The organism is Amycolatopsis iheyensis (assembly GCF_024703995.1).
GTDB lineage: Bacteria > Actinomycetota > Actinomycetes > Mycobacteriales > Pseudonocardiaceae > Amycolatopsis > Amycolatopsis iheyensis.
The window spans coordinates 443,016-459,005 of the sequence record NZ_JAMXQV010000002.1; the positions used below are offsets into that span (position 1 = coordinate 443,016).

Annotated in this window: 15 protein-coding genes; 3 read left to right on the forward strand and 12 right to left on the reverse strand. The window is 71.6% G+C overall.

Annotated features, from left to right (window positions below; translation table 11 throughout):
* Positions 1-66: 66 nt before the first annotated feature.
* The 7 genes from M8542_RS05885 to M8542_RS05915 form a co-directional block, all read right to left on the reverse strand.
* Positions 67-1,398 carry an SPFH domain-containing protein gene (locus M8542_RS05885; RefSeq protein ID WP_257919234.1) on the reverse strand — a complete coding sequence of 444 codons (1,332 nt, stop codon included), beginning with the start codon at positions 1,396-1,398 and terminating at the stop codon, positions 67-69.
* A gap of 91 nt (positions 1,399-1,489) precedes the next feature.
* A complete protein-coding gene (locus M8542_RS05890; RefSeq protein ID WP_257918964.1) occupies positions 1,490-1,978 on the reverse strand; it encodes an SPFH domain-containing protein in 489 nt (162 codons plus the stop codon).
* Positions 1,975-2,409: an NfeD family protein gene (locus tag M8542_RS05895; RefSeq protein WP_257918965.1), complete on the reverse strand. Its 435-nt coding sequence runs from the start codon at positions 2,407-2,409 to the stop codon at positions 1,975-1,977. Before M8542_RS05895 ends, M8542_RS05890 begins: the two co-directional genes overlap by 4 nt.
* Before the next feature lie 84 nt (positions 2,410-2,493).
* On the reverse strand, positions 2,494-3,309 hold the full coding sequence (locus M8542_RS05900) for a DUF3097 domain-containing protein (protein ID WP_257918966.1): 816 nt from the start codon (positions 3,307-3,309) through the stop codon (positions 2,494-2,496).
* A gap of 51 nt (positions 3,310-3,360) precedes the next feature.
* Positions 3,361-4,248, reverse strand: a complete 888-nt coding sequence (locus M8542_RS05905; protein ID WP_257918967.1) for an aminoglycoside phosphotransferase family protein — start codon at positions 4,246-4,248, stop codon at positions 3,361-3,363.
* Positions 4,233-5,036: an SCO1664 family protein gene (locus M8542_RS05910; protein ID WP_257918968.1), complete on the reverse strand. Its 804-nt coding sequence runs from the start codon at positions 5,034-5,036 to the stop codon at positions 4,233-4,235. Before M8542_RS05910 ends, M8542_RS05905 begins: the two co-directional genes overlap by 16 nt.
* 2 nt (positions 5,037-5,038) lie before the next feature.
* Positions 5,039-5,614, reverse strand: a complete 576-nt coding sequence (locus tag M8542_RS05915; RefSeq protein WP_257918969.1) for a DUF3090 domain-containing protein — start codon at positions 5,612-5,614, stop codon at positions 5,039-5,041.
* Between the two features lie 77 nt (positions 5,615-5,691).
* On the opposite strand from M8542_RS05915, the gene M8542_RS05920 reads away from it, so the two are divergent.
* Genes M8542_RS05920 through M8542_RS05930 form a run of 3 tightly spaced genes read left to right on the forward strand, consistent with a single transcriptional unit; the run spans position 5,692 to position 8,896 of the window.
* Positions 5,692-7,608 (forward strand): prolyl oligopeptidase family serine peptidase, encoded by a 1,917-nt coding sequence (locus M8542_RS05920; protein ID WP_257918970.1) that lies wholly within the window; start codon positions 5,692-5,694, stop codon positions 7,606-7,608.
* A complete protein-coding gene (locus tag M8542_RS05925; protein ID WP_257918971.1) occupies positions 7,605-8,498 on the forward strand; it encodes a S66 peptidase family protein in 894 nt (297 codons plus the stop codon). The genes M8542_RS05920 and M8542_RS05925 overlap by 4 nt, the downstream gene beginning before the upstream one ends.
* Positions 8,495-8,896, forward strand: coding sequence for a TIGR03668 family PPOX class F420-dependent oxidoreductase (locus M8542_RS05930; protein WP_257918972.1), 402 nt, complete (start codon positions 8,495-8,497; stop codon positions 8,894-8,896). Before M8542_RS05925 ends, M8542_RS05930 begins: the two co-directional genes overlap by 4 nt.
* Here the strand turns inward: M8542_RS05930 and mptB are convergent.
* The 5 genes from mptB to M8542_RS05955 are packed head-to-tail and all read right to left on the reverse strand — an operon-like array spanning position 8,893 to position 15,876.
* Positions 8,893-10,428, reverse strand: coding sequence for a polyprenol phosphomannose-dependent alpha 1,6 mannosyltransferase MptB (gene mptB / locus M8542_RS05935; protein ID WP_257918973.1), 1,536 nt, complete (start codon positions 10,426-10,428; stop codon positions 8,893-8,895). The two genes, M8542_RS05930 and mptB, sit on opposite strands and share 4 nt — an antisense overlap.
* Before the next feature lie 47 nt (positions 10,429-10,475).
* The gene (nikE, locus tag M8542_RS05940) at positions 10,476-12,125 is read right to left on the reverse strand and encodes a nickel ABC transporter ATP-binding protein NikE (RefSeq protein WP_257918974.1); all 1,650 of its coding nucleotides are present in this window, start codon (positions 12,123-12,125) and stop codon (positions 10,476-10,478) included.
* On the reverse strand, positions 12,122-13,018 hold the full coding sequence (locus tag M8542_RS05945; protein WP_257918975.1) for an ABC transporter permease: 897 nt from the start codon (positions 13,016-13,018) through the stop codon (positions 12,122-12,124). Before M8542_RS05945 ends, nikE begins: the two co-directional genes overlap by 4 nt.
* Positions 13,015-14,040: an ABC transporter permease gene (locus tag M8542_RS05950; RefSeq protein ID WP_257918976.1), complete on the reverse strand. Its 1,026-nt coding sequence runs from the start codon at positions 14,038-14,040 to the stop codon at positions 13,015-13,017. Before M8542_RS05950 ends, M8542_RS05945 begins: the two co-directional genes overlap by 4 nt.
* A gap of 3 nt (positions 14,041-14,043) precedes the next feature.
* Positions 14,044-15,876 carry an ABC transporter substrate-binding protein gene (locus M8542_RS05955; RefSeq protein WP_257918977.1) on the reverse strand — a complete coding sequence of 611 codons (1,833 nt, stop codon included), beginning with the start codon at positions 15,874-15,876 and terminating at the stop codon, positions 14,044-14,046.
* Between the last annotated feature and the right edge of the window lie 114 nt (positions 15,877-15,990).

The following is a 15,990-nucleotide window of genomic DNA, read 5'->3' on the forward strand; positions in this document are numbered from 1 at the left end:
GCCGCTCGTGGCAAGAAAAAGGGGGCCTCCCACCGGCTGGTGGGAGGCCCCCTTTTCCGTCGTGCGTCAGCGGCGCGGGCCCTGGGGGCCACCGAACGGCGGCTGCTGCGGGAACGGGCCGCTGCCCGGGTTCTGCGGGCCGTTGAACTGTCCCGGCGGCGGGGCCTGCGGCGGCGGGCCCTGGTACTGCCCACCCTGCGGCGGGCCGGCCGGCGGCTGCTGCGGCTGCGGCAGGGGCTGGCCGCTCTGCGGCGTCGGCGGCTGCTGCGGCGCCGGGGTGACCTCGGTGCCCTGCTCCACCTCCGGTTCCGGGTCCTGCTGGATCGGCCGCGGGATCGCCGGACGCGCGGGCGTGGACGGCGTCCCGATCGCGGGAACCTCCTGCCGCGCCACGGCCTCCGCCGCCGCGACCGCTTCGGCGACCTTGGGGTCGCTCTTGGTCTCGAACCAGCTCTCGACCTCTTCGTCGTCGAGCTCCGGCTTGTCCGGGACGTCGTCCTTCGGCGGCTCGTAGCGGAACACGCCGTCGTCGCCAGGGGCGCCGAGCGCGCGGGCGAAGCCCTCGAGGGCCTTGCCGTAGTCGCTCGGGATCATCCAGACCTTGTTCGCGTCGCCCTGCGCCATCTGCGGCAGTGTCTGGAGGTACTGGTACGCCAGCACCTCCGGCGTCGGCCGGCCGGCCTTGATCGCGGCGAACACCTTCTCGATCGCCTTCGCCTGGCCCTGCGCCTGCAGGTACCGCGCGGCGCGCTCACCCTGCGCGCGCAGGATGCGGGACTGCCGCTCGGCCTCGGCGGCGAGAATGGTGGCCTGGCGCGCACCTTCCGCGGCGAGGATCTGGCTCTGCTTCTGGCCTTCCGCCGTCTTGATCGCGGACTCCCGCTGGCCCTCGGCGGTGAGGATCATGGCGCGCTTCTCACGGTCGGCGCGCATCTGCTTTTCCATCGAGTCCTGGATGGACGGCGGCGGGTCGATCGCCTTCAGCTCGACGCGGGCGACGCGGATGCCCCAGCGGCCGGTCGCTTCGTCCAGGACGCCGCGCAGCTGGCTGTTGATCGAGTCGCGCGAGGTCAGCGTCTGCTCGAGGCTCATGCCGCCGACCACGTTGCGGAGCGTGGTGGTGGTCAGCTGCTCGACACCGACGATGTAGTTCGAGATCTCGTACACCGCGGCGCGGGAGTCGGTGACCTGGAAGTACACGACGGTGTCGATCGAGACCGTCAGGTTGTCCTCGGTGATCACCGGCTGCGGCGGGAACGAGACGACCTGCTCGCGCAGGTCGATCCGGGCGCGCACCTTGTCCAGGAACGGCACCAGGAAGGTCAGGCCGGGTGAGGCCACCGTGCGGAACCGGCCCAGCCGTTCGATGACCGCCGACTGCGCCTGCGGCACGACCATGATCGCCTTGGCTACCGTGATGATCACGAAGAGAGCCAGTAAGACGACCACGACGATCGCTACTGTGGTGGTCAAGAGATCTTCCCCTTACCTAGTACCATTCTTGCGCGGTTGACGGTGTTCCGGGCGCCGCGGGCGGGCGCACCTCGAGCTTCAGCTCCCGGGTGACGATGCCCCAGCGTCCGGTGGTGTCGTGCAGGACCGTCCACACTGTACGGTGCAGGTCCCCCGGTGCGATGACGGCGCGCTCGGCCGTGGTCAGGCTCGCTTCCTGCCGCAGCGCGGTGGTGGTCAGCTGGTCGATCGCGATCGCCGGGTTGCTGATTTCGTACGTCGCCAGGCGTGGGTCGGTGACGGCGAAAACGACCTCGAAGCCGATGAGGACTTCGCGGCCGTCGCCGGTCTCGACCGCGCGGGGCGGCGCGGACAGGATCTGGTCGCCGAGGTCGACGCGGGCCCGGACGGCGTCGGCGAACGGCGCCACGAAGTGCCGGCCGGGGCCGAGCACGACGCGGAACTTCCCGAGCCGTTCGATCACCGCGGCCCGGCCCTCGGGCACGACGACGAGTCCCAGGCTCACGGCTCGGCCGACACGACGGCAGTGGCGCCGGAGATCTCGACGACCGTGACGGACGTGCCGGGCTTGATCGGCTCGTGGTGCTCCGAGAGGCTGCGCGCCGACCAGACGTCGCCGGCCAGCTTCACCTGCCCGGCCTCGAAGTCCACTGTGGACACGACGACGGCGCGGGCGCCGATCAGGGCCTCGATGCCGGTGCGGTGCCCGGTCCCGGCCAGGAAGCGGCGCTTGAGCGCGGGCCGGACCAGCACGAGCATCCCGACCGAGGCGACGGCGAACACGGCGACGTCGATGAAGATGTTCCCGGTGAGCACGTCGGCTCCGGCGCCGAACAGCGCGCCGACACCCAGCATGATCAGCACGAAGTCGCCGGAGAGGACTTCCGCGATCATCAGGGCGATGCCGACGATCAACCAGACCACTGCCCATGCCATGGCGTAATGCTCTCAGAGAATGCCGGTTCGCACCGGCACAGTGACGGGACGTGACCTTCGCGTGACCTTGGACAAATCAGACATTCAGCCCTCTTCCGTCGGCTCGGTGACGAAGTCGATGAGCCGCTCCACGGCCCCGATGAGCGGGGTCTCGAGGTCGCGGAAACTGCTCACCCCACTCAGGACACGTTGCCAGCCTTCGAAAGGTTGCCCCCAGCCGAGCGCGTCGCAGATCCCCTGCTTCCACTCGGTGCCGCGCGGGATCTTCGGCCACGCCTTGATCCCGACCGCCTCGGGCCGCACAGCCTCCCAGACGTCGATGTAGGGGTGCCCGGTGACCAGCACGTTCTCGTCGTGCACGGCCTCGACGAGCCGCGACTCCTTGCTGCCGGGCACGAGGTGGTCGACGAGCACACCGAGGCGGCGGCCGGGCCCCGTGCCGAACTCGGCGATCCGGTCGGACAGCACGTCGACGCCGTCGAGCGGCTCCACGACGACGCCTTCGACGCGCAGGTCATGGCCCCAGACGCGCTCGACCAGCTCGGCGTCGTGCTTGCCCTCCACCCAGATGCGCGAGTCGCGGGCGACACGCGCCTTCAAGCCTTCGACCCGGACCGAGCCGGACGCCGAGACCCGGCGGACCGGCCCCTTGTCCGGGGCTTTGAACGGCACGAGCGTGACCGGCTTGCCCTCCAGCAGGAACCCGGCCGGGGCGAGCGGGAACACGCGGAGGCGGCCCTTGGCGTCTTCGAGCACGACGTTGCCGTACTCGATCTTCACCACCGCGCCGCAGTAGCCGCTGGCCGGGTCCTCGACGACCAGGCCGGGTTCGGCCGGGACCTCGGGCACCTTCTTGCGGCGCGGGCCGGCGAGCACGTCGTCATACGAGTGGGAGCGCACGACCAGGCAACCTAGTGGCCCGGAGTACCCCGGTGGGTCATGCCACGCCGGTCAGCGCGCCATCTCCAGCAGGGCATCGGTGAACGGCGTGTGCTCGCGACGGCGCAGCGGCGGGTGGGCGGCCAGCGGAGCCAGGGCGGCGCACCACGCCAGGGCTCGTTCGCGGTCGAGGCCGGGCAGGTGCGGGCGGAGCGCCTCGACGCCGTCGTCGAGCGTGCCGCCGGCGGCCAGCGGCAGGTAGAGCCAGTCCGCGAGGTCGAAGGCGGGGTCGCCGACACTCGGGCGCGGGTCGATGGCGACGACACCGCGGCTTGGGCCGGCGTCGAGGACGTTGCCCGGGTGCAGGTCACCGTGCACCACCGCGACCGGTCCGCCCTCGGCCAGGGCGAGGGCCCGGCTCCGGGCCCTCGCGAGGAGCTCGGGAGTCAGGTGCTCCTCGGCCGGCGAACCCGGAACGGTGCGCTCGGTGATGTCGTACATGAAGTTCACGCGGTCGGTCAGCGGCGGCAGATCGCAGGTGGGCGCTACCGAGTGCAGCTCGGTGAGCATGGCGCCGATCTCCGGCCACGGAACCTCCCGGTCACGCAGTTCGGTGCCGGGGACCAGGCCTTCGAGCAGGATGGCGCCGGCGCCGAGGTCGGCGTCGAGGACCTGGACCGCGTGGGAACACCCGGCCCACGCCCGCAACCCGGCGAACTCGAGCCGGGCGACCTCGGGGTCCGGGGTGAGTTTCAGGACCTGCAGGTCGCCGCCGGGACCGGTGCACAGCAGCGTGCGCCCGGTGTTGCCGGGCCGAGCCTCGCGGACTTCGAGGCCCCATCGCGTGGTCAGGTGCGCGACCAGGTCCGGGAGCGCGTCGCACCACGGTTCGGCCAGCTCCGCGCCGAAGCGGTCGGCCAGCCGGGCGCGGGCGGCGTCGTCGACTAGAACAGCGGCCACGGGATGGCGCGCCAGTCGTCGCCCGGCTCGGGGAAGATGCCTTCGGTCAGCAGCAGGTCGGTGCGTTCGGCCAGCGCCCGGATCTCGAACTTGGTGATGTGCTCCGAGAGCGTCTTGCCGAGGCCGCCGTCGATCTCCGAGCGCAGCTTGCGCAGCTTCTCCACGGTGTCCGGCGGCACCGGCTCGCCGATCCAGCCCCACAGCACCGTCCGCAGCTTCGGGTCGGTATGCAGGCAGATGCCGTGGTCGACGCCGTAGACGTTGCCGTCGACACCCGGCAGCAGGTGCCCGCCCTTGCGGTCGGTGTTGTTGACGACGATGTCGAGCGCCGCGAGGTCGCGCAGCCCGGTGTGGTCGGCGTGGGCCAGCACCGCGGGCTCGCCGAGGCGGTCGTGGGCGTGCAGCACGACCCGCCAGCCCTCGGGGACCTCTTCGGGCGGGAGCACTTCGACGACGTCGTCGTCGGTCGTCTCGACCCACAGCTGGACCATGCCGGGCCCGAACGGGCCGTCGCGCAGCACGGTCGGCGGGATGGCGCCGAGGCCGGCGGCGTCGGCGATGATCGCGGTGGCGACCTCGCGCCCGGCCAGCGTGCCGTCCGGGAAGTCCCAGAGCGGCCGCTCCCCCGACACCGGCTTGTAGACGACCCGGCCGGTGACGCCGTCGAGCTCGATGGCGCAGAACAGCGTCACGTTCGAGGCGTCGACCAGGCGGCCTTCGACGTCGATGCGGCCGTGGGTGACCAGCTCGCGGGACGCCGGGTCGGCCGGATCGGGGGTCGTGGCCATGGTCAGTCTTCGCCCGCGTCGGTCTCGCGGCGGTAGCCGTTCTGCCGGGGACAGATGTGCCCGTTCGGGTCGAGCGGCTCGCCGCACAGCGGGCACGGCTTGCGGCCGGCGTTGACGACGCGGTCGGCGCGCTCGGCGAAGGCCCGGGCGGCGGCCGGGGTGAGGAACACGCGGACGGCGTCCGGGCCTTCCTCGGTGTCGTCGAGCACGACCGTCTCGTCGACCTCGCCCTCGGTGATGGCGAGCAGCTCGATGACGACGGCGCTGCTGTCGGCGTCCCAGCCCAGGCCCATGGTGCCGACGCGGAACTCCTCCTCGACCGGCACGGTGAGGGGGTCGACGTCGACGAGGTCGTCGGGGACGTCCTCGGGCACGTCGGCGCCGAAGCGGCTGGCGACTTCCTCGAGCAGTGAGCTGAGGCGCTCCGCGAGGACGACGACCTGCTGCTTTTCGATGGTGACGCTGATGGTGCGCACGTCCTCGGAGGCCTGGAGGTAGAACGTGCGATCGCCGGGCTCGCCGACGGTGCCGGCGACGAACCGATCCGGCTGGCGGAAGACGTGGATTACGCGAGACATAGCGTGCTCGACCCTATGCCACGGACGCATGATCGGCATCCGCCGCCCCTGCTCCCGCGGGCCGCTAGCCTCTGAGGGTGTCTCGGATCTCGCCGTACGGAACCTGGTCTTCGCCCATCACCGCCGCCGAGGTGGCCGCCGCCGGTGGTGGCCCGCAGTGGCTCGACGTCGTCGGGGACGAGGTGTGGTGGGCCGAGGCGCGGCCGGGTGAGCAGGGCCGGGTCGCGCTGGTCCGGGCCCTGCCCGGCGGCGGGACGGAGGACGTGCTGCCCGCGCCGTGGAACGTCCGCAACCGGCTGCACGAGTACGGCGGGCGGCCGTGGGTGGTCCTCGGCGGTGGCGTGGTGGTGTTCACGCACTGGGCGGATCAGCGCGTGTACGCGCTGAGCGAAACCGGGGTCGCGCCGCTCACACCCGAGCCCGCGGAGCCCCAGGGCGTCCGGTACGGCGACCTGCTGCCCGGGCGGCCCGGCGAGGTGTTCGCTGTGCGTGAACGCGCGGTCGGGCCGCGCCCGGCCGACATCGAACGCGAGCTGGTGGCGATCGCGGTGGCCGGCGGCGCCGAGCGGGTGCTGGCCGCGAGCCACCACTTCCTGACCGCGCCGAAGCTCTCGCCGGACGGGCGGCACGCGGCGTGGTTCGGCTGGGACCACCCGGCGATGCCGTGGGACGGGACCGAGCTGTGCGTGGCGCCCGTGGCCGAGGACGGCTCGTTCGGGCCGCACCGGGTGCTGGCCGGCGGCCCGGACGTCTCGGTCTGCCAGGTGGAGTGGGAGACGCCCTCGGCGTTGCTGGCGCTGCTGGACCCGGACGGCTGGTGGAACCTGCACCGGATCGGGCTCGACGGCTCGGTGGCGAACCTGGCGCCGGTGGAGCGGGAGCTGGGCGGCCCGCTGTGGAAGGTGGGCTCGCGCTGGTTCGTCCCGCTCGGCGGCGGCCGGCACGCGGTGCTGGCGTCGGGGCGGCTGGCCGTGCTCGACGAGGCCGCCGGCTCGGTGACGCCGGTGGCCGGGGAGCTGACGGCGTGGTCGTCGACCGGGTTCGCCGCGCACGGCGCCGGGATCGCCGGGGTCGCGGGCGGCCCGGTCCGCGAAGCCGCGGTGGTCCACGTGGCGCCCGACGGGTCGGTGACCGACCTGTCGCCGCAGCCGGAGCTACCCGCCGCCTACCTGCCGACGCCCGAGGAGCACGTGCTCACGGCGGCCTCGGTGCCGGTGGTGCTGTACCGGCCGGCGAACCCGGACCACGCCGCGCCGGATGGTGAGCTGCCGCCGCTGCTGGTGCACGTCCACGGTGGGCCGACCGGGCAGCACCTGCCGATGCTGAGCCTGGAGCTGGCGTACTTCACCAGCCGGGGCATCGCCGTCGCGGCGGTGAACTACGGCGGGTCGACCGGGTTCGGGCGGGCCTACCGGGAGCGGCTGCGGGAGCAGTGGGGTGTGGTGGACGTCGAGGACTGCGTCGCGGTGGCCGACGCGCTGGTGGCGGCCGGTCTCGCCGACGGCGACCGGCTGGCGATCCGGGGCGGCAGCGCGGGCGGGTTCACCGCGGCGGCGTCGCTGACCACGACGAAGACCTACCGGGCGGGCACGGTGATGTACCCGGTGCTGGACCTGGCCGGGTGGACCGGCGAGGAGGGCGACACGCACGACTTCGAGTCGCGGTACCTCGACGGGCTCGTCGGCCCGCTGCCGGACGCGCGGCAGCGCTACCTCGAGCGGTCGCCGCTGGCGAACTCGGCGTCGCTGGCCGGGCCGGTGCTGTTCCAGCAGGGGCTGGAGGACAAGATCTGCCCGCCGGAGCAGGCGGACCGGTTCGTCGCGGGGCTGGCCGGGCGCGGCATCCCGTACGCCTACCAGCGCTTCCCCGGGGAGCAGCACGGGTTCCGGCAGGCCACGACGATCGTGGCGACGTTGGAGGCGGAGCTGTCGTTCTACGGTCAGGTGTTCGGGTTCGAGACGCCGGGTGTGGCGCGGCTGGAGCTGTCGCGGTGAGGCCGTCGAGGTTGCGGGCGGGTGACACGCTGGCGCTGGTGGCGCCGGCCGGGCCGGTGCCGGCGGACCTGCTGGAGAAGGCGTTGCCGGTGCTGCGTGGCTGGGGCGTCGAGGTACGGGTCGGGCCGTGCGTGCGGGCCACGCCGCAGGGGTACCTGTCCGGTTCGGACGCCGAACGGGCGGCGGAGTTCACCGAGGCGTGGCTGGATCCCGGCGTGCGGGGAGTCCTCGCGGCGCGGGGTGGTTACGGCGTGCAGCGGATGCTGGACCTGGTGGACTGGGCGGCGCTGAAGGAGGCGGGTCCGAAGGTGCTGGCGGGGTCGTCGGACATCACGGCGCTGCACCGGGCGGTGGACGTCCACCTGGGACTGTCCACTTTGTTCTCCCCGATGCCGGCGAGCGTGCTGTTCGACGACTTCGCGGTGGAGCACCTGCGGCGCGCGCTGTTCGAGCCGGAGCGGAACCTGGTGGTGCGCGGCGCTTCCCCGCTGGTCCCGGGCCGGGCGTCGGGGGTGCTGACGGGTGGCAACCTGTCGCTGCTGGCGGCGGGGATCGGCACGCCGGAGCAGGGCTCGGCGCGGGACGCGGTGGTGCTGCTGGAGGACGTCACGGAGAGCGTGTACCGGCTGGACCGGATGCTGACGCAGCTGCTGCGCAGTGGCTGGTTCGCGGGGGTGCGCGGCATCGTGCTGGGTTCGTGGGCGGCGTGCGGCGATCCCGCGGAGATCCGCGCGTTGCTGCTGGAGCGGCTGGGGCCGTTGGGGGTGCCGGTGGTCGAGGAGTTCGGGTTCGGGCACGTGGCGTCGTCGCCGACCTTGCCGCTGGGGGTGCCGGTGGTGCTGGACGCGGACCTGGGCACGCTGACCTTCGACGCCCCGGCGCTGACGTGACCCCGGACGAGGCCCGTTCACGGTTCGCGGCGGCGCGGGTGGCGCGGCTGGCGACCGTGTCGGCGGCGGGGGTTCCGCACTTGGTGCCGGTCACGTTCGCGGTGCGCGGTGACGTCGTGGTGTTCGCGGTGGACCACAAGCCGAAGTCTTCCGTGGCCTTGCGGCGGCTGCGCAACATCTCGGAGAACCCGGCGGTGTGTTTCCTGGCTGACGGATATTCCGAGGACTGGTCGGAGCTGTGGTGGGCGCGGGCGGACGGCGTCGCGCGGGTGCTGGAGCCGGGTGCCGCGCCGGTCTCGTGGCTGGTCGAGAAGTACCAGCAGTACCGGGAGCGGCCGCCGGAGCACGCGGTGGTGGTCACGGAGGTGCACACCTGGCGCGGCTGGACCGGGTCCTAGTCGCGCAGGAACTTCTCCGGGCGCCGCCAAGCGTCGATCAGGCCGAGCGGGTCCGGGCGCAGCAGTGACGCGGCCGAGTACAGGCTGGCCACCACCACCAGGGCGATGAACCACCAGTCGTACAGGGCCTGCTCACCAGTCGGGTAGTAGACCAGTGTCACGAACACCGACACCGCCACCACGACCGCCAGGTGCCGCGGCTGCCACTTGAACGCCGAAAGCAGCACGAAACCCCAGGTCAGGTACCACGGCAGGGTCGGCGGCATGAGGATCGCCACCGCCAGCAGCGAGATGCCCGCCCGGTAGACCGCCTCCGTGCCGCCGCCGCGGCCCAGCCACCACTGGCGGACGCCGAAGCCGATCAGCAGGAGCATGCCCGCCGCGCGGGCCACCGTCACGAACGGCGAGACCTGGACGTCCACGATCAGGTGGACCAGGTTGTAGAACACCTCGCCGATGCCGGTGGGGATGTTCAGCCAGTTCGCGATGAGCTGCGGGGCCTTGAGACCGGACCACCAGCCGAGGTTCAGCGAACCCAGGGAGATCCACGTGCCCGCGACGAACACCGGCAGGAACAGGCCCACCGAGGCCGCGCCGGCGCGCAGGAAGTTGCGGACCTTGCCCTCACCGGAGAGGTGGTTGGCCCACATCCAGACGATGAACGGCAGCGCGATCGCCGCCGTCGGCTTGATCAGCATGCCGATCGTCACCAGGACCACCGCGAGCACGTGCTTGCGCTCCAGCGCCGCGAGGACACCGATGGTGAGGAACGCCAGCATCATCAGGTCGTTGTGCGGGCCGCCGAAGAGGTGGATCACCATCATCGGGCTGGCCACCGCGAGCCACAGCGCCACCGGGAGCTTGCCGCCGAGGTGCTTGACCAGCCGCGGCAGCGCCCACAGCGTCCCCGCCAGCCCCACCAGCAGCACGACGCGCATGAGGATGACGCCGAGGATCATGTTGTCGCCGGTGGTGGCGACGACACCCTTCGAGATCAGCAGGAACAGCGGCCCGTACGGCGCCGGGGTGGTCTGCCAGAGCGGGTGGACGTTCTGCACGACGTTCGGCAGCACGTCCAGCTCGGCCGGTCCGTTGGCGTACGGGTCGAGCCCGTAGAGCAGCTGGGCGCCCTGGCCGAGGTAGGAGAACACGTCGCGGGTGAACAGCGGCGGCGAGATCAGCAGCGGCGCCATCCAGCAGCCGGCCGCGATCAGGATCGGGCGGCTGCCGATGCGCCCGGCCAGCACGTAGCGGCCGAGCCGGACCCACGCCCACACGACGAGCCCGAAGCCGGTGTAGAGGACGGCGTTGGCGAGCATGCGCCCGTGGCCGTAGCGGATCCACGAGAGCGGGCCGTGGCCGAGCACGGGGTCCTTGATCAGGATGCCGCCGGCGCCGAACGCGGCCAGCATGAGCAGGGTGCTCCCGACCGTGCCCATCGCGATCGTGCGGTACGGGAATCGCGAAGGCGTGAGGAGCCGCTCGGCCAGTCCGGTCGAGGGCTTCTGCGCGGGGTCGGTGGTGGTCGCCATTTCCGTTCGGAGGTTACACACTGCGCTCGGGCGGGGTTTCCGCAGTATCAGGTTTCGACCGTGCGACGCTGGGCGGTGCCGCCGGGCAGGGCGGCCAGCAGGGACTTCGTGTAGTCGTGCCGCGGGTCGAGTAGGACCTGTTCCACCGTCCCGGTTTCGACGAGCTCGCCGCGGTACATCACGGCGACGCGGTCGGCGATGTTCCAGGCCAGGCCCAGGTCGTGGGTGATCACCAGCGCGGCGAGGCCCAGCTCACGCCGCAGGCGCAGCAGGAGCCCGAGGATCTCCCCGCGCACGGAGGCGTCCAGCGACGCGACCGGCTCGTCGGCCACCACCACCGACGGCTCCAGGGCCAGCGCCCCGGCGATGACGACGCGCTGGCGCTGGCCGCCGGAGAGCTGGTGCGGCAGCCGGTCGGCGTACTTCTCCGCCGGCCGCAGCTCCGCGGCCTCCAGGGCGCGGTGGACGACCGCGCGCTCGTCGGCCAGCTTGTGGATCCGGGGCCCCTCGGCGACGGCTTCGTACACCGTGTGGGCCGGGTTCAACGCACTCGTCGGGTCTTGGAGCACCAGCTGGACCTGACGGCGGTAGGCCTTGAGGCCCGCGCCGGAGGCCGGCACCGGCTTGCCGTCGTAGCGGACCACGCCGGAGTCGGGTTTCTGCAGGCCGAGCAGTGTGCGGGCCAGCGTCGTCTTGCCGGAGCCGGACTGGCCGACCAGGGCGACGATCTCGTCGCGCGACACGGTGAGGTCGACGCCGGCGACGGCGTTGATCCGCTTGCCGGTGCGGTCGCGGAAGGACACGCGCAGGTTCTCCGCGGCCAGCAGCGGCTCCCCCACGACCCGGTCCGCAGGCTCGGGCGGCAGCGGGGTGCTGGTCGCGGGCGCGAAGCGCGACACGGGGTCGCCGACGGTCGGGAACGCCGCCGCGAGCGCTCTCGTGTGCTCGTGGCGAGGCGCGCCCATGACCTCGGCGCTGGGGCCTTCTTCGACGATCTTCCCGTCGTACATCACGGCGATGCGCTCGCAGGTCGAGGCGAGCACGGACAGGTCGTGGCTGATCATGATCAGGCCGATGTCCTGTTCGGCGACCAGCCGGGAGAGCAGGTCGAGGACCTGGGCCTGGACGATGACGTCCAGCGCGGTGGTGGGCTCGTCGGCGATGATCAGCCGGGGTGAGCAGGCCAGGGCCATGGCGATCATGACGCGCTGCTTCTGCCCGCCGGACAGCTCGTGGGGGTAGGCGCCGGCCCGGCTCGCGGGCAGGTCGACCTGGGCGAGCAGCTCGGCGACGCGGGCGTCGACGGCGGCGTCGGTGAGGGGCTTCCCGGCGGGCGGGTGCAGCCGCAGCGGCTCGGCGATCTGCTCGCCGATCCTGCGGACCGGGTTGAGCGCGTGCATGGCGCCCTGGAACACCACCGACGCCTCGGCCCAGCGGACCGCGCGCAGGCGGCCCCACTTCATGGCGGTGACGTCTTCGCCGTCGAGGACGATCTCGCCGGTGGTCTTCGCCGTGCGCGGCAGCAGGCGCAGCACGCTCATCGCGACGGTGGACTTGCCCGAGCCCGACTCGCCGGCGACGCCGAGGGTGCCGCCGGGGTCGAGGCTCAGGTCGACGCCACGCACCGCGGGGACGTCCTCGCCGCCGGTCTCGTAGGTGACGGCGAGGTTCTTCAGCTGTAGCAGCGGGGTGGTCACTTCTTCAACCTCGGGTTGAACACGGTCTCCAGGCCCCGGCCGACCAGGGTGAAGAAGAGGACGACGAGGACGATCGCGATGCCCGGCGGCAGCACGTTCCACCAGGCGCCGCGGCTGATGGCGCCGTTGTTGAGCGCGCTCTCCAGCACCAGGCCCCAGGTGACGGAGTTGGGGTCGCCGACGCCGAGGAACGACAAGGTGGCGTCGGCGATGACGGCGTTGCCGACCACGAGCGTCGTGTTGGCCAGGACCAGGGGCATCACGCCGGGCAGGACGTGCTTGCCGACGATGTGCAGGTGCCCGCCGCCGAGGGCGTGGGACCGCTCGATGTAGGGCCGGCTTTCGATGGTCAGCGTCTGCGCGCGGACCAGCCGCGCGGTGCTGGGCCAGGCGGTGAACCCGATCGCGATGATGATCGTGCCGACGCCCTTGGGCAGCACGGCCGAGAGCGCGATCGCGAGGATCAGCGACGGCAGGACCAGGAAGAAGTCGGTGAAGCGCAGCAGCGTCGCCGACACCCAGCCGCCGAAGTGCGCGGCGGTGATGCCGATGAGCGTGCCGATGACGACCGACAGCAGCGCGGCGGAGAACCCGACGAGCAGGGAGATCCGGCTGCCCCAGATGGTCATGAGCAGCACCGAGCGGCCGAAGTTGTCGGTGCCGAGCCAGAAGTCGCCGTTGGGTGGCGAGAGCGGCTGGCCGGTGGCCTTGGTGACGTCGAGGCCGCTTTGGTCGCTGATCAGCGGGAGCAGCAGCGCGACGAGCACGGTGGCGCCGAGCAGGACGAGCCCGACGAGCGCGGCGCGCTGGGCGGCGAACTCCTGCCAGGTCCGGGCGAGCGACGCGCGCCGCCGCGCCCACGCGATCTGCCGCGGTGTCTCGGCGGTGGTCATGAGGTACGCACCCTCGGGTCGAGCACGCGGTAGAGCAGTTCCGCGAGCAGGTTCATCAGCACCACCGCGCTCGCCAGCACGGTGAACACGCCTTGCAGCACCGGCAGGTCGGGGCCGTGGAGCGCGTCGTAGGTCAGCTGCCCGAGCCCGGGCCAGCTGAAGACGGCTTCGACGGTGACCGCGCCGGCGACGACCTGGCCGAACTGCATGAACACCAGCGTGGTGGTCGGGAGCAGGGCGTTGGGGACGGCGTGGCGGCGGCGGACGAGGTCGTCGCGCAGGCCCTTGGCGCGGGCGGTGGTGAGGTAGTCGGCGTTCATCTCCCCCAGCAGCGACGAGCGCATGATCAGCATGTACTGGGCGTAGAACACGGCCAGCAGCGTCACGCACGGCAGCACCAGGTGGTGCAGCACGTCGAGGGTCTGGGAGAGCACGTCGGGCGCGGCGTCCGGGGAGTGCATGCCGCGGCTGGGGAACAGGCCGTTGGTCAGCACGAGCAGCATCAGGCCGAGCCAGAACTGCGGGACCGACCAGAGGGTCAGCGCGATCCCGGTCTGGGCGCGGTCGAAGAAGCTGTCGCGGCGCCAGGCGGCGCGGATGCCCAGCCACAGGCCGATGACGACGGCGAGCACGGTGGCGCTGCCGACGAGCAGGATGGTCGGCCAGAGCCGCTCGGCGATCATGTCGGCGACCGGGCGGCCGTTGTTGAGCAGCCGGGACTCGCCGAGGTCGCCGTGCAGCAGGTTCCAGAAGTACTGGCCGAACTGGACGAAGATGGGCTTGTCGACGCCCATCTTCTCGCGCAGCTCGGCGATCTGCTGGGGGCTGGTGGCGCGGTCGCGGGTCATCGCCGCGACCGGGTCGCCCGGCAGCATCCGGAAGAGGAAGAAGAACAGCACGATCACCAGGACGATGCTGATGAGTCCTTCGATGACCTTCTTGAGGACGAACCGGGCGGTGCCGGTCCCGCCGCGGTGCTCGTCGGGGTCGACGAGCACCGCGGCTTGTTCGGGGGCGGTCATGCTTTACTCGCGGTCCTCGGAGGTCTTGTTGCGGCGGCTGATGATCACGACGCCGCCGATGATGATCACCAGGACGATCGCGCCGACGACGATCCACACGACGGTTCCGCCGCTGTCGCCGGAGTCGGCGCTCGCCTCGGAGCCGGCCGGGGTGGCGCCGTAGACGCCCCAGTAGCCGGTCTGCTCGAGGATCGCGCCCTTGGGCTGCGGCTGGGTGGTGAAGGCGGAGAACTTGTCGGAGCGGTAGGCCTCGAGCGCGTTCTGGTAGTCCAGCACGATCGTCGGGAACTGGCTGTAGAGCCGGGCCTGGGCCTGCTTGACGTAGTCCGCGCGCTTCGCGTCGTCGGTCTCGGTCAGCTGCTTCTTGTAGAGGTCGTCGTAGGCGGCGTCGCAGAAGAAGGTGTCGGTGCTGCCGCCCTTGCCGTCGGCGGAGGGACGCGCGGCGCAGGTGTGCAGCGAGAGCGCGTAGTCCGGGTCGGGGTTGGTGCCGTAGCCGCCGATGGCGAGGTCGTACTTGCCGGTGGCGGTGCGGTCGGACAGCTCGTCGTCGGAGACGAGGTCCTGCTTGACAGTGATGCCGATGTCCTTGAGCCAGCCGCTGACGTACTGGGCGACGCCCTGGTCGTAGCTGCGGTTGGAGTGCCCGGTCAGGCGCAGCTCCAGCTTCGCGCCGCCGGGGGCGGTGCGGACGCCGTCCGGGCCCTTCTTGTAGCCGGCCTGCTCGAGGGTGGTGTTGGCGGCGGCGAGGTCGAACTTGACCTTCTCGGTGTCGCTGGGGTCCCAGTGGTAGGCGCTGTAGATCGGGGGCACGACGCCGCCGCCGACCTGGCCGAGGCCCTTGAGCACCTTGTCCACCAGCGCCTGGGTGTCCACGGCCTGGGTGATCGCCTTGCGGACGTTGATGTCCTTGAGGACCGGGTTGCCGTCACCGATGGGGTTGTTCGAGCTGTCGGTGACGCCGAAGTTGAGCGAGAGCTCGTCGTAGCGGCGGCCGGGGGCGGCGTTGGTGGTGATGCCCTCCTGGCCCTGCAGCGCGGCGAACTGGTTGGGGTTGAGCCGGTTGATGACGTCGACTTCGCCCTGCTTGAGCGCGTTGACGGCGGCTTCGGTGTCCTTGAACTGCAGCAGCTGCAGTTCGTCGATCTTCGGGGCGCCGCGCCAGTAGTCCTTGTTGGCCTTGAGCTTGACGTACTCGTTCGGCTTGAACTCGGTCACCTGGAACGGGCCGTCGCCGACGCCGGCGACCTTGATCTCGTCGGTCGAGGCGGCCTTGAGGTCGGTGACCCCCTCCCAGATGTGCTGGGGCACGATCGGCACGTCGAGCAGGTTCATGTTGACCTGCACGGTCTTGGTCTTGATGACGAGGGTGGTGTCGTCGGGTGCGGTGACCGTCTCGAAGTTGCCCACGTAGTTGCCGTTGGCGGTGCGGGCGTTCTCGTCGCTGAGCATGCGGTTGAAGGTGAACGCCGCGTCCTTGGCGGTCACCGGCTGCCCGTCGCTCCACTTGACGCCGCTGCGGATCTTGAACGTCCAGGTCAGCTTGTCGGCCGACGGCGTCCAGGATTCGGCCAGCGCGGGCGAGGCCTCGGCCTTCTCGGCGTTCGGGACGGTCAGGAACTCGAAGGTGAACCGCCCGATCTGGGTCGAGGCGGCGAGCACGGCGGTGAACGGGTTCAGGTGGTCGATGCCGGTGGTCAGCGCGACCCGCAGGACCTTCCCCTGCTGGGCCTGGGCCTGCGCCGGCAGGGCGAGCGGGATCGCCGCCAGCGCCGCGGCGGCCAGCACCGCGCCCACGCGGCCGACTCTGCGTTGGAAATGCACCAAAAACCACCCCATCGTTCTCGCTGTGAGCCTCCCCAAGGACGAGAAGTAACCACATACCCCGACAACCGCGCAATATGTCGCCACCTCGGCAGGTGTCCGATCGTTACTAACCCGGCCAAAAGTAGG

Bases quoted from the DNA above. Each gene is read 5' to 3' on its own strand.
- M8542_RS05910 (WP_257918968.1), bottom strand. From the start codon at position 5,036: ATGGCCACGACCCCCGATCCGGCCGACCCGGCGTCCCGCGAGCTGGTC.
- M8542_RS05895 (WP_257918965.1), bottom strand. From the start codon at position 2,409: ATGGCATGGGCAGTGGTCTGGTTGATCGTCGGCATCGCCCTGATGATC.
- M8542_RS05945 (WP_257918975.1), bottom strand. From the start codon at position 13,018: ATGACCACCGCCGAGACACCGCGGCAGATCGCGTGGGCGCGGCGGCGC.
- M8542_RS05950 (WP_257918976.1), bottom strand. From the start codon at position 14,040: ATGACCGCCCCCGAACAAGCCGCGGTGCTCGTCGACCCCGACGAGCAC.
- M8542_RS05915 (WP_257918969.1), bottom strand. From the start codon at position 5,614: ATGTCTCGCGTAATCCACGTCTTCCGCCAGCCGGATCGGTTCGTCGCC.
- mptB (WP_257918973.1), bottom strand. From the start codon at position 10,428: ATGGCGACCACCACCGACCCCGCGCAGAAGCCCTCGACCGGACTGGCC.
- M8542_RS05885 (WP_257919234.1), bottom strand. From the start codon at position 1,398: ATGGTCGTGCCGCAGGCGCAGTCGGCGGTCATCGAACGGCTGGGCCGG.
- M8542_RS05955 (WP_257918977.1), bottom strand. From the start codon at position 15,876: ATGGGGTGGTTTTTGGTGCATTTCCAACGCAGAGTCGGCCGCGTGGGC.